The sequence below is a fragment of the Sphingomonas rustica genome, assembly GCF_039652585.1.
Lineage (GTDB): Bacteria > Pseudomonadota > Alphaproteobacteria > Sphingomonadales > Sphingomonadaceae > Sphingomonas > Sphingomonas rustica.
In genome coordinates this window covers 46,313-59,051 of record NZ_JBDIZK010000002.1, presented here as the reverse complement: position 1 = coordinate 59,051, position 12,739 = coordinate 46,313, and the positions used below count along the sequence as shown (strand labels likewise).

13 protein-coding genes are annotated in these 12,739 nt (G+C 64.8%); 6 read left to right on the top strand and 7 right to left on the bottom strand.

Features of this window, described 5'->3' with window-relative positions; genetic code table 11:
* The first annotated feature begins 31 nt into the window (after nucleotides 1-31).
* From TPR58_RS03255 to lptG, 5 genes are all read left to right on the top strand, one after another.
* On the top strand, nucleotides 32-274 hold the full coding sequence (locus TPR58_RS03255) for an acyl carrier protein (protein WP_346245184.1): 243 nt from the start codon (nucleotides 32-34) through the stop codon (nucleotides 272-274).
* Between the two features lie 8 nt (nucleotides 275-282).
* Entirely contained in the window at nucleotides 283-1,536 is a 1,254-nt protein-coding gene (gene spt, locus TPR58_RS03250; RefSeq protein WP_346245183.1) for a serine palmitoyltransferase, read from the top strand.
* A gap of 39 nt (nucleotides 1,537-1,575) precedes the next feature.
* The gene (locus tag TPR58_RS03245; protein ID WP_346245182.1) at nucleotides 1,576-3,498 is read left to right on the top strand and encodes an ATP-binding protein; all 1,923 of its coding nucleotides are present in this window, start codon (nucleotides 1,576-1,578) and stop codon (nucleotides 3,496-3,498) included.
* 116 nt (nucleotides 3,499-3,614) lie between these two features.
* The gene (gene lptF / locus TPR58_RS03240; RefSeq protein ID WP_346245181.1) at nucleotides 3,615-4,820 is read left to right on the top strand and encodes an LPS export ABC transporter permease LptF; all 1,206 of its coding nucleotides are present in this window, start codon (nucleotides 3,615-3,617) and stop codon (nucleotides 4,818-4,820) included.
* Nucleotides 4,817-5,920, top strand: coding sequence for an LPS export ABC transporter permease LptG (gene lptG / locus TPR58_RS03235; RefSeq protein WP_346245180.1), 1,104 nt, complete (start codon nucleotides 4,817-4,819; stop codon nucleotides 5,918-5,920). The genes lptF and lptG overlap by 4 nt, the downstream gene beginning before the upstream one ends.
* Here the strand turns inward: lptG and TPR58_RS03230 are convergent.
* Together TPR58_RS03230 and TPR58_RS03225 are read right to left on the bottom strand one after the other, a co-directional pair.
* On the bottom strand, nucleotides 5,904-6,245 hold the full coding sequence (locus TPR58_RS03230) for a low molecular weight protein tyrosine phosphatase family protein (protein WP_346245179.1): 342 nt from the start codon (nucleotides 6,243-6,245) through the stop codon (nucleotides 5,904-5,906). The genes lptG and TPR58_RS03230 overlap by 17 nt on opposite strands.
* Nucleotides 6,246-6,350: 105 nt before the next feature.
* Nucleotides 6,351-7,445: a fatty acid desaturase family protein gene (locus tag TPR58_RS03225; RefSeq protein ID WP_346245178.1), complete on the bottom strand. Its 1,095-nt coding sequence runs from the start codon at nucleotides 7,443-7,445 to the stop codon at nucleotides 6,351-6,353.
* Between the two features lie 141 nt (nucleotides 7,446-7,586).
* Between TPR58_RS03225 and TPR58_RS03220 the strand changes: the two genes are divergently transcribed.
* Nucleotides 7,587-8,744 carry a GNAT family N-acetyltransferase gene (locus TPR58_RS03220; RefSeq protein WP_346245177.1) on the top strand — a complete coding sequence of 386 codons (1,158 nt, stop codon included), beginning with the start codon at nucleotides 7,587-7,589 and terminating at the stop codon, nucleotides 8,742-8,744.
* 122 nt (nucleotides 8,745-8,866) lie between these two features.
* Here the strand turns inward: TPR58_RS03220 and TPR58_RS03215 are convergent, their stop codons facing one another.
* The 5 genes from TPR58_RS03215 to TPR58_RS03195 all read right to left on the bottom strand — a co-directional run bounded on the left by TPR58_RS03215 (nucleotide 8,867) and on the right by TPR58_RS03195 (nucleotide 12,726).
* Nucleotides 8,867-9,127 (bottom strand): hypothetical protein, encoded by a 261-nt coding sequence (locus TPR58_RS03215; protein WP_346245176.1) that lies wholly within the window; start codon nucleotides 9,125-9,127, stop codon nucleotides 8,867-8,869.
* A 242-nt stretch (nucleotides 9,128-9,369) separates the two neighbouring features.
* On the bottom strand, nucleotides 9,370-10,143 hold the full coding sequence (xth, locus tag TPR58_RS03210; RefSeq protein WP_346245175.1) for an exodeoxyribonuclease III: 774 nt from the start codon (nucleotides 10,141-10,143) through the stop codon (nucleotides 9,370-9,372).
* A 10-nt stretch (nucleotides 10,144-10,153) separates the two neighbouring features.
* On the bottom strand, nucleotides 10,154-10,495 hold the full coding sequence (erpA, locus tag TPR58_RS03205; RefSeq protein ID WP_346245174.1) for an iron-sulfur cluster insertion protein ErpA: 342 nt from the start codon (nucleotides 10,493-10,495) through the stop codon (nucleotides 10,154-10,156).
* Nucleotides 10,496-10,627: 132 nt separating this feature from the next.
* Nucleotides 10,628-11,812, bottom strand: a complete 1,185-nt coding sequence (locus tag TPR58_RS03200) for a M23 family metallopeptidase (protein WP_346245173.1) — start codon at nucleotides 11,810-11,812, stop codon at nucleotides 10,628-10,630.
* A 119-nt stretch (nucleotides 11,813-11,931) separates the two neighbouring features.
* Nucleotides 11,932-12,726 carry a ferritin-like domain-containing protein gene (locus tag TPR58_RS03195; RefSeq protein WP_428835687.1) on the bottom strand — a complete coding sequence of 265 codons (795 nt, stop codon included), beginning with the start codon at nucleotides 12,724-12,726 and terminating at the stop codon, nucleotides 11,932-11,934.
* Nucleotides 12,727-12,739 lie beyond the last annotated feature (13 nt).

Here is a 12,739-nt window from a genome sequence, read left to right as displayed (position 1 = left end):
GGCTGCACCCAAGAACAACAGGGACGAACCCGTGACCGATCGCTCCGAAATCTTCGATACCGTCGCCGCCCAGATCGAGCCGTTCAACAAGAAAGGCGTGGCGCTGTCCGAGACCACCAGCTTTGCCGGCGATCTCGAATGGGACAGCCTGACGGTGATGGACTTCGTCGCAGCGATCGAGGACGAATTCGACATCATCATCACGATGAACATGCAGGCCGAGATCGAGAATGTCGGTCAGCTGGTCGACGCGGTCGCCAAGCTGAAGGGCTGAGCCACGCCATGAGCGAAAGTATCCAGACGTCCGACGCCCCTGCCCCGCTCGCCGGCGCGAAGCCCGACCTGATGAGCAAGTTCGACGGCCTGATCGCGGAGCGCCAGGCGCTGCTCGACAGCGGCGTGATCGATCCGTTCGCGATCGTGATGGAGCAGGTCAAGTCGCCGACCGAGGCGGTGATCAAGGGCCGGGACACGATCCTGCTCGGCACCTATAATTATATGGGCATGACGTTCGATCCCGACGTGGTGCAGGCGGGCAAGGACGCGCTCGACACCTTCGGTTCCGGCACCAATGGCAGCCGGATGCTGAACGGCACGTTCCGCGATCACATGGACGTCGAGCAGGCACTGCGCGAATTCTACGGAACGAGCGGCGCGATCGTCTTTTCGACCGGCTACATGGCCAATCTGGGCATGATCTCGACCCTGGCCGGCAAGGGCGACTATGTCATCCTGGACGCCGACAGCCACGCCTCGATCTATGACGGCTGCAAGCAGGGCTATGCCGAGATCGTCCGCTTCCGGCACAATTCGGTCGAGGATCTCGACAAGCGGCTGGGTCGCCTGCCGGCCGAGGCGGGCAAGCTCGTCGTGCTCGAGGGTGTCTATTCGATGCTGGGCGACATCGCCCCGCTGAAGGAAATGGTTGCGGTCGCCAAGAAGCACGGCGCCATGGTCCTGTCGGACGAAGCGCATTCGATGGGCTTCTTCGGCCCCAACGGCCGCGGCGTATACGAAGCGCAAGGCTGCGAAGCCGATGTCGACTTCGTCGTCGGCACCTTCTCCAAGTCGGTCGGCACCGTAGGTGGCTTCTGCGTGTCGAACCATCCGAAGTTCGAGGCGATCCGCCTCGCCTGCCGCCCCTATATCTTCACTGCGTCGCTGCCGCCGTCGGTGGTCGCGACCGCGGCGACGTCGATCCGCAAGCTGATGCATGCGCACAACAAGCGCGCGCATCTTTGGGAAAATGCCCGCACGCTGCATGGCGGCCTGAAGGAAATGGGCTTCAAACTGGGGACCGAAACGCCCGACAGCGCGATCATCGCCGTGATCCTGGAGGACCAGGAGCAGGCCGTGCGCATGTGGCAGGGGCTTCTGGAGAACGGCCTCTACGTCAACATGGCGCGCCCGCCGGCAACGCCGGCCGGGACTTATCTGCTGCGGTGCTCGCTCTGCGCCGAACACACGTCCGAGCAGATCCAGCGCGTGCTTGGCATGTTCAAGGCGGCCGGCCATGCGGTGGGCGCCATCGCTTAACCAGACAGGCCGTCCGGCCGGATCGACATGATGAATGACATGAGGGCAGTTCCAGAGACAGCGGTCCAGAAGACTGACTGGCGCATGGTGCTGCTCGCCGTGATGGCGCTGGCCGGCACGGGCATGCTGGTCCTGCTGCTCAACCTACAGACGACCACCGATCGGGAGCGCGACGCCGCGCTCGAACGACAGGCTCACACGTACGAAGTCATCATCCGCGCCGGCCAGGTCTCGACTGCTTCCGCGGAGGCCGAAGCGATGCTCGGCCGCTACATCACCAGCGGCGACGCCGCGGTTGGCCGGCAATTCTCCGACCGCTGGTCACGCGCGAGCGATCGGCTGAGGCAGCTCGAAACCCAGCTTCGCGACCAGCCCCAACAGGCCGTCCGGGCTGCCCGTCTGAGGGATGCGTTTCAGACGCGCAGCAACGAGCTGGCGCAAACGGTCGGTTACATGGTTCATGACCGTGGCCGCGACGCGCTTGGCAGCTATTACCAGTTGAGCGCGACCGCGGCCCGGACCGGGATCGAACGACTGCTGAACCAGATCGTCACCACCGAACGCCAACGACTGCTCGCACGCAAGGACCGGTCGGCGATTCTCCTTGCCCGTTCGCACCTTGCGACCAACATCCTCGGTCTGTTCGGCCTGCTGGTCGTCACGGGCGCGATCCTGCTTGGATGGTTGACGGTGCAGGCCGCCGCCGGCCGCGACGAAGCGGAAACCGATGCCGATGCCGAGCGCGTACGCGCCGACGAGCTTCAGCAAGCGGTCGAGGCGGCGACGGCCCAGCTGCGCCAGGAGATGCGCGAACGCGAACAGACCGAGGCGCAGCTCCGCCAGGCACAGAAGATGGAAGCTGTCGGCCAGCTGACCGGCGGCATTGCCCATGATTTCAACAATATGCTGGCGGTGGTGCTGGGTGGCCTTGAACTCGCCAAGCGCCATCTCCACACCGGCGGCAACGACGCGAACAAGCATATCGAAAATGCGATGGAAGGTGCCAACCGCGCTGCTGCGCTGACACGCCGGCTCCTTGCCTTTTCGCGTGAGGAAGTGTTGCTGCCGGCGGCCATCGAGCCGCGCACCGTCATCGCCGGAATGTCCGAGCTGTTCGACCGCACGCTGGGCGACGCGATCGAAGTGACGACCAGCGACGCCGATCTCGGCTGGCGGATCTTCGTCGACAAGCATCAGCTGGAAAATGCGCTGCTCAACCTCGCCGTCAATGCCCGCGACGCAATGAACGGCCGCGGCGCGTTGCGCTTCCATACCGACGGGTGCCGGCTGGAGGACCACGCCGTAGGCGAATGCGCCGCGGGCGACTATGCCAGCATCGCCGTCACCGACACCGGCGGGGGCATGACGCCCGAGGTGCTGGAGCGGGTGTTCGAGCCGTTCTTCACGACCAAGCCGGTCGGCAAGGGCACTGGCCTCGGGCTCAGCCAGATCTTCGGCTTCGTCCGCCAGTCCGGCGGCGAGATCGCGATCGACACCACGCCCGGCGAAGGCACGACCGTCACGCTCTACCTGCCGCGCCATGAAGGCGAAATCACCCCGGAGGCGCCGCAGGACGAGGCAACCGGCACCGAGGATGCCGAGGTGACGCTCGACATCATGGTGGTCGAGGATGATCCCAGGGTGCTGTCAGCGACGATGAGTGCGCTGAGCGCGCTTGGCCACCGCCCGGTCGCTTGCGAAGACCCGCTCGCAGCGGAGGCCTGTCTCGACCGGATGGACCATGTCGACCTGATCCTCACCGACGTGCTGATGCCCGGCCGGACGGGACCCGAAATGATCGCCGCCCTGAGTTCGCGCGTCGACGGCATCGCCGTGCTGTATGTCACGGGCTTCGCCGGAGAGGCTGATGCCGATGCGTTCGGCGGCCATTCGGTGCTGCGCAAACCCTTCACCATGGCGGCGCTGGCCAAGGCAGTGGTCGCCGCGGTTCGGCGCGGCTGAACGGCAGCGCAACTTTCGTGCTGACGCCTAGTGGAACCGTGGGTATAGCCTTTGCGCTTACACCCGTCGGCAGTCCTGCCGAAGGCAACCATGATTGAAGGCCTCCGCCAAAGCGCATGAGTTTGATCGATCGCTACATGGCGCGGCTGATCGCGGTGCCGCTGATCTCGACGCTGATCATCGCGGCGATGCTGCTGGTCCTCGACCGCATGCTGAGGCTGTTCGATTTCGTCGCGACCGAAGGCGGGCCGGTGAGCGTGGTGTGGCGCATGCTCGCCAACCTGCTGCCCGAATATCTTGGCCTGGGCATTCCGATCGGGTTGCTGCTCGGCATCCTGCTGGCGTTTCGCCGGCTTTCGACCTCGTCGGAACTCGACGTGCTGCGCGCGGTGGGCATCAGCTACAACCGGATGCTGCGCGTGCCGTTCATGTACGCATTCGCGCTGGCGGCGCTGAACCTGACGATCATCGGCTATATCCAGCCCGTTGCCCGCTACAATTACGAGGGGCTGCGGTTCGAACTGCGCACCGGCGCGCTGGGCGCATCGATCAAGGTCGGCGAGTTCACCAATTTCGGCAGCCGCATGACGCTGCGCATCGAGGACAGCAAGAACGAGGGTCGCGACCTGTCGGGCATCTTCGTGCACATGAAGGCCAAGGACAGTGGCTGGTACTCGGTCTCGGCCGAACGCGGCCGGTTCCTGCGCACCGATAATCCCGACGAGATCGTGTTCCAGCTGACCAACGGGACGCTGGTCCAGAAAACGAAGGATTCGCCGGTCCCCCGCGTCCTGACGTTCACCACCCACAATCTTCCGATCGCGCTCCCCAAATACGAGGCGTTCCGACAGCGTGGCGAGCGCAACCTGGAACTCACGCTGCCCGAACTTGCCCGGATCGGCAGCGACCGATCGGCGGCCGAGCCGCTGCGCGACTCCAGCCGGTCCGCCTTCCACTTCCGCGTCACTGAGGTGCTGTCGATGTTCCTGCTGCCCTTCCTGGCGGCGGCACTCGGCATCCCCCCCAAACGCTCGACCTCGGCGCTCGGCGTGTTCCTGTCGATCGTGATGATCGTGACCTATTTCAAGGTCAGCGAGTATGCCCAGGCCTTTGGCAGCCTCGGCCGGATCGATCCCATCATCGCCCTGTGGGGTCCGTTCGCGATCTTTGCGGGGCTCGTGTTCTGGCTCTACTACCAGCTTGCCTATGTCCCGGGCGGGCAACCGATCGGCGCGCTTGAGAAGATGTTCGCCAAGCTGACCAAGCTGATCGCGAAGATCCTCCCGACCCGTCGGCGCAAGCCGGGCGAGGCATCGGCATGACCAACCTGTTCAACTTTTTCCCGTCGCGCACGCTGTCGCTCTACATGGCGAAGATGTTCGTGATCCGGACGTTCGCGATCATGGCGGGGCTGGTGCTGATCCTCCAGTCGCTCGATCTGCTGAGCGAGTCGGGCAAGATCCTCGCGGTGCCGGGCAACACCGATTCCGAGGTCTGGTGGTATGTCGGGCTGCGCGCGCCGCAGATCATCTCGACCTTCCTGCCCTTCTCGGTCCTGTTGGGGACGATCCTGACGCTGTCGCAGCTCAACCAGAACAGCGAAGTCATCTCGATGAAGGCGGCAGGCCTGTCCGCGCACCAGGTGCTGGCGCCGCTGATCCTCGCCGGGCTGGGCGTGGCCGTCCTGTCCTTCACCTTCAACGACCGGATCGTCGCGCCGGCAACGGCCACGCTCGACGCCTGGAAGCGGGTTGATTACGGCCCCCTGCCCGTCGACCGCGGCGACCGGCAGAATGTCTGGGTCCGCTCCGGCGACAGCCTGATCGAGGTCGACGACATCCGCGGGCGCGGCGATGCGGCCAGGCTGACCGGCGTCACGGTCCATGAGCGCGACGACAAGCAGCGCCTGATCGGCATCACGACCGGCACGCAGGGCGTGCGCGAGGGGGATGGCTGGCGGCTCGACAATGCGCGCCGGTTCGACATCGCCACCGGCAAGTTCACCGATATCGGCAAGACGATCGTCGGTCGGGGAGTCCGCACCGACCAGTTCACCCTGTCCAGCGTCAATGCAGACGGCCTGTCCTTCTCGGCACTGTCTGCCGCGATCGACGACCTGAAGGAGGCCGGCCGGCCGACCATGTCGCTCGAAGGGTCGCTGTGGCACAAACTGTCGGGTCCGCTGTCTGCGGTGCTGATGCCCTTGCTCGGCGCGGTCGCAGCGTTCGGGATCGCACGCTCGGGCAAGTTGTTCGTCCGCGCGGTGATGGGGATGGCGCTTGGCTTCCTCTATTTCGTCTCGGACAATTTCGCGCTGGCGATGGGCAATCTCGGCGCCTATCCGCCCTTTCTTGCCGCCTGGGCGCCCTTCTTCCTGTTCCTTGCCATTGGCGAGGCGGTGTTGCTCAGGACCGAGGAATAGGGCGCTCACCCTCCGCCACCGGCGGAAGCGACGGCAGGTACCGCGCCATCCGCTCGTGGAGCAGCGCGATCAGCGCCGGATCCATGAAATCATAGTCATCCGGAATATCAAGGCAGACGACGGTCCTGCCCCGCAGGTGACGCCCGAACGCCCGCTGAAGCTTGCGCCGGTGCTGGCGCTCCATCACCACGATCATGTCCGCCCATTCCAGATCCTCGGGCGTGACCGGATAGTCCGCACCCTGATTGATCCCGGCGGACATCACATCGACATCCCCGCGCATCGAGAAGATCTGCTCCGCCGTCGGGCTGCGCAGGCGATTCATGCTGCAGACGAACAGATATCGCTTAATGGGAGCGCCCCCATGACGAACGGGGCCGCCCCGGTATCGGTGCAACCCCGTTCGACGCGTTGGAAATGCAGCGAACGATCAGCGGCGATCGATCATCGTGCTGCGAACGATCTTGCCGACCAGCCCGGGCAGACCGGCATAATTGCCCTTGTGATAGGGCGAGTCCGTATCCAGCGCCTTCATCAGGCGGCGATGCGCCTCACCCAGGCCATGATAGGGCACGCCCGGCAGCAGGTGATGAAGCGCGTGGTAGCGCAGGCCGACCGGCGCCCACAGCATCGGCAGGAATGCCGGCGGCGGCACGTTGACCGAATCCAGATACTGGGCCGTCACCGTCATCGCCTCGCCGTCATTCTCCCACAGGTGCGCCACCAGCGTGCGCACCTGGTTGATCAGCGTGGTGCCGGCGGCAACCGCCAGGAACACCAGGAACGCCTTGAGCGGAATGATCCCGGTCGCGACCAGCGTCAGCAAGGTGATCGCCCATGCGCTCGTCGCGGCTTCCATCAGATGCCATTCGCGGCGGAACGCACCTTCGGGATGACGGCGGCGGAATGCCGGGTTGATGACCATGCCCGAATATTGCTCGACCACCTTCCTGCGAAGCGCGGGGATGAAAACGGACAGCGGCGCCAGCACGGCATAGCGGAACAGCAGCGCGACCGGCGCCAGGATCGAGACGATCACGAACAGCGGCAGCGACCAGGGCTTCATCAGCGCCAGCGGCAGATATTCGGGGTCGTCGACCGTCCCGTAGCGGGTTCGGGCGTGGTGGAGATTGTGCACGCCTTCATACATGAAACTCGGCACCATCAGCGGGACGCCGACGAGCGCGTTCCACGCCACGCGAAAGCCCGGCAGTGCCGACGACTTCACATGGGTGAGCTCATGGATGAAGCTTCCGGCGCGATAGAGCGCCAGCACGGAAACCATGCCCGCCACGATCGCCCAACCGACCGACGGCAGCGTCATCGCCGCAAACAGGGCGCCATAACCGATCGCCACCGACAACAGCAGGTCGGTCCAGTAGATTGCAGGACGCGGCGCATTCAGGTCGCGGCTGATTTCGGCGGCGGTGCGCAGCAGGGTACGATCGTCGGCAATCCGCGACGTCGCTGCCTTGGCAGGTGCAGCCCCGGTGCTTCGCCGGTCGAGAGCGATCGAGTGGTTCATGACAGTGCTCATTGGCCCGAGATAGTGGCTAGAGCGTGGCGATAACAGGGGTGGCCGGGTCCGCATTGTGCCGGATCAAACCGCTTGACAGCGACCAATCCAGGATCGACTTCACGCGCTTCTCCTGCAGGGGTCACCCGCTTGGCCGACACGTCGCTCTCCATCATTCCGGTAACCGGCAAGGCCGATCGCAAGGCCTTTATCGAACTTCCCTATCGCCTCCACGCAAAGGATCCGAACTGGGTCCCGCCGCTGCGCAGCGACGTGGCCGGGACGATCGATCCCAAGAAGAATGGCTGGTTCAGCCACGCCGAGGCACAGTTGTTCATCGCACGTCGCGACGGACGCGTCGTCGGCCGGATCTCCGCCCATATCGACCATCTCGCACTGGAAATGCCGGCGGACCAGGGGTTCGGCCCTGGCACCGGTTTCTGGGGCATGTTCGATGCCGAGGACGAGAGCATCGCGAAGGCGCTGATCGCCACCGCGGAAGACTGGTTGCGCGACAAGGGCATGACCCAGGCGCTCGGCCCGGTCAGCCTCTCGATCTGGGAGGAGCCGGGCCTGTTGGTTCGCGGGCACGATCATCCCCCGTCCGTGCTGATGGGGCACCACCCCGCCGAGTATCAGGCATGGATCGAGGCGCGCGGCTATGCCAAGGCGAAGTCGCTGCTGACCTATGAACTGGACGTCACCGGCGCGTTCCCACCGCTGATCCAGCGCATCATCGCCTCTGGCGCGAAGAACCCGCGGATCCGCATCCGCGAGGTCGACAAGTCCCGCTTCGAGCAGGAAGCGGAAGTGATCCTGGCGATCCTGAACGATGCCTGGTCGGATAATTGGGGGTTCGTGCCCCTCACCCAGCCCGAAGTCGACGATGTCGGCAAGAAGCTGAAGCCGCTAGTGTTCGAGGACCTGATCCGCATCGCGGAGCTCGATGGCGAGCCGGTGGCTTTCATGGTCACGCTGCCCGACCTCAACGAAGCGCTGAAGCCGCTGAACGGTTCGCTGTTCCCGTTCGGCTGGGCAAAGTTGTTGCTCTGGCTTCGCAAGCCCAAGGCGAGGACCGCGCGCGTGCCCCTGATGGGCGTGGTGAAGCGGCTGCAAAGCTCGCGCATGGCAAGCCAGCTGGCTTTCATGATGATCGAATATATCCGGCGCGCCGCCGTCTCGAAATATGGCGCCACCCGTGGCGAGATCGGCTGGGTCCTGGAAGACAACCAGGGCATGGTGGCGATCGCCGATGCGATCGACAGCAAGATCAACAAGGAATATGTGATCTACCGCAAGGCGCTCTGACGCCGGGTGATCCCGGCCTTCGGAATGAAACGGTGCCGGCCCTCGGGGCACGAAGGTCCGGCACCGCCCTTCACAAGCCGCCGCAACGCCATGTCGCATGGGTCGCGGCGTCAGGCGAAATCTCAGCGTTGCGGCTGTGCGTCGGTGACGGGGTCGAACCCGTCTTCCTTGATCCAGGCTTCACGAGTCTTGCACAGCTTCGAACGGATCCGCGACCCGGTCAGCTCGGACATCACGCAGTAGCGCATGTCCTTCTTTTCGATTGCCTGCTTGTTGTAGCTGCGGCCAGTCTCCTGCGCAGCGGCCGGTACGACCGAACCCAGCATCAGTGCGGCGGCAGCGCCAACGAAAGAAACCTGCCCGATCAGATGACCCTTGCTCATTAGATACTCCCTACGTTTAGAACCCTGTCAGGCCGTCCTGGCCTGTACGAGCTTCATTGCATCAGCCGTGCCAGAATAGGTTCATCAACGATTTCAGAGAGTTAGGATCGGTAGCGAAACAGTACTATCGCTATAATACAGTAAATCACACCAGAAGATGGTGAGCAGCACCTTTCATCGGCGGTTAAGGTCAAACGAAAGCGGACACCGTTCGATTTCACACGGGATCAGGCGCCGAGAATTCAGCGCAGCGTCACCCAGGTCGGCGCGTGATCGCTGGCCTTTTCACGGCCGCGATATTCCTTGTCGACGCCCGCCCCCGTCATCCGATCGGCAGCCATCGGGCTCAACAGGAGATGATCGATGCGAAAGCCCGCATCGCGCTGCCAGGCGCCCGCCTGATAGTCCCAGAAGGTCCAGACGCCCCCGGCAGGGAAACGGGTCCGCAGGCTGTCGGTCCATCCCTGTGTCAGCAGGGTGCGGTAGCGCTGGCGCGATTCGGGTTGCATCAGCGCGTCCTCGATCATCGCACGGACCGAGAAGGTGTCGTCGTCATTGGGGATCACATTATAGTCCCCTGCCAGCACCACGGGCCGCTCCTCGGCGAGCAGCATCCTCGCCCGGTCTGCCAGTCGGTCCATCCATTTCAGCTTATAGTCGAACTTGGGTCCCGGCTGGGGATTGCCATTGGGCAGATAGATGGATGCGACGACCAGATCGCCGATCTCGACCTCGATATAGCGGCTGTGGGCGTCTTCCGGATCGCCCTCCAGGCCGCGCTGGCGTTCGACCGGCGGCTCTCCACGCGACAGCACGGCCACGCCGTTGAAGCCCTTCTGCCCGTGCCATATGCCTCGATAGCCCGCCGCCTCGATCTCCCTGATCGGCAGCGTCTCGTCCGAGCTCTTCAGTTCCTGAAGGCAGATGATGTCGGGCTTCTGCTCGTCCAGATACTCGACCAGTCGCTCCAGCCGAGCCTTGATGCCGTTGACATTGTAGGTGACGATGCGAGGCAAGACGGTCCCTTCAGATCGAGAAGCTGGTGCCGCATCCGCAGCCCGAGGCTGCGTTGGGGTTCTGGACCGCGAAATGGGCGCCGCCCAGATTGTCGATGAAATCGACGCTGGCGCCCCGCACCAGATCCAGGCTGATCGAATCGACGACGAGCTTCACGCCATCGGTTTCCACCACGCTGTCATCGCCCTCGATGCCGTCCGCGAGGCCGAATTTGTATTGAAATCCGGAACAGCCGCCGCCCTCGACCGAAAGCCGCAGGATCGCGGGCTTTCCGGTTCGCGCGGAAATGGCGGCCACGCGGGCTGCTGCTGCCGGAGTAAGCCCGACCTCGGACTGTTCGATCGTCGTCATGCCGCCGAGATAGTGGGGCGGGCGCGTCGAGGCAATGGAGCGTGCTGGATGCAGATGGGACCGCGGCGCCCCAAAACGACGGAGGCCGCCTCGATGGGCGGCCTCTCATTCCCTCTCCGCAAGCGGAAGCTGTTACTTGGCGCCGGCCGGACCGCCCATCGCGCCAGCGGTCTGGCGATCCTGAACCGCCATCAGATATTCGCCATTCTGCAGGAACGGGATCGGGTTGACTGCCTTGCCATCGACCCGGACCTCATAATGAAGGTGGCTGCCGGTCGAGCGCCCGGTCGAGCCCATCAGGCCGATCATCTGGCCGCGGCGAACGCGGGTGTTCGGCTCGACCAGGATCTTGGAGAGGTGACCGTAACGGGTCTGGATACCGCGACCGTGATTGACCTCGATCAGATTGCCATAGCCGCCATAGCGACCCGAACGACCGATCACGCCGTCGGCGGTCGCGTAGATCGGGGTACCAACCGCACCCGGGATATCGACGCCGGCGTGCATCTTCGCGGTGCCGACAAACGGATCGGACCGGACGCCGAAGGTGCTGGTGAACTGGACATTCTCGACCGGCTGCATCGACGGGATCGAGATCACGGTCTGCTCGAGCGAGTCGAGGCGGCGCCAGGTCTGGAACAGCGCGCGGAACTGAGCGTCGGCTTCGGCGGACACGCTCGCTTCGTCGCCGTCCGCTTCCAGCGGACCGCCCATGCCGCCGGGCACGAGTTTGGGCGTGTAGCGATTGGGATCGAGGCCGAGGCGAACCATTTGCGCAGCGGTCTTGGCGTACCGGGCCTCGCCCACCGCGCGGGCCTGGATCGCCTGCGCCACCTGGCGTGCTTCGAGTTCGCGCAGCGGCGCCAGCACTTCCTCGGTCAGCGCGCTGGTCTTGAAGCTGAACGGCGCGACTGCCTGGGTCAGCTTGCTGCGGTCGGCCGCGCCGGTGGCGACCGCCTTGATCATTTCCTGGCGCTGTTCGACCCGGGCGGCATAGGCCTTGGCGGCCTGCTTCGCGGCCTCGACATCGGCCTGCATCGCCTCGACCTTCAGGCGCATCTGCTCGACCTGCGCCTCAGGCGATCCCGCCTCCGCGCCGATGCCGCTGATCGACGCAACGCCGACCATCGCCTGAGCGACGCCATAGGTCGAGAAGATCAGCGCGACACCGGCAACACCGGCCAGCATCGCCTGGGTCCGTCCGGCGATCGAAAAGCGGCGGAGGTCGCGGCCGTCGTGAAAGATGAAGTCCCTGGTGGTGAAGAAGCTGCGGAACCGGGAACCCAGCGTCGCGTTCTTGATGATAGAAGCGTTCAAAATGATTCCCCGGCAACCCGAAGGTGTTTCGCCGGACAGGAAATCCGACGCTCGACCCTTAGTTCATCGTCTCGCTGCAGCCCCACCGCCTCGCGACGACGATCATGTGCTTTATTCGGTCATCCGTCCGCAAGGCTGAGATAGTAATCCCGCGTCAAACCGGCAGAGTCGCGCGCTGAGTCGTTGAACGGCGGCTTAATGGCACCCGCGAAGTAGCGCCCGACTAAGGCTTTCCACGTAGATTTCGGGTGCAGATTCGCGGACTTGCACGTGGATTCGAACCAGCGGGTCCCGGCCCGGACATGGTGAATCTCGTCGTTGAGGATTCGCGTCAGGATGCGCGCGGTCGCGACATCGCCGACCGCCGAAAACCGCTCGATCGTAACCGGTGTCACGTCCAGTCCGCGTGCCTCCAGCACCATCGGGACCACGGCCAGCCGTCCCAGCACGTCGTCGCGCGTTGCCGCCGCCGCGTCCCACAGGCCGTCATGCGCCGGAAGGTCGCCATAGCGCGTCCCGAACCGCCTCAACCGCCGGTCGAGCAGCGCGAAATGGATCGCCTCGTCACCCCCGACGCGCATCCAGTCATTGGCGAATGCAGGCGGGAAGCTGCCGCCGAACCGACCGACCAGATCGAATGCCAGGTCGATCGCGGCGAACTCGATATGGGCGAGCGCGTGGATCAGCGCGATCCTGCCGCGCTCCGACCCGCCCTTGCCGCGCCGCGGCATCCGGTTCGGCGGCAGGAGCTCGGGCGCGCCCGGACGCGCCGGTCGATCGGGCATCGCGACGTCGAAGCGGTGTTCGAGGCGACCCAGCCGCCAGTCGCGCGCCGCGGCGCGCGCGGCCTTGACCTTCTCGCGCGGCTCCGCGGTCAGCAGGACCGTTCGGCAGGCTTCGGCCAGGCTGGTCAATGGACGCTCCGGC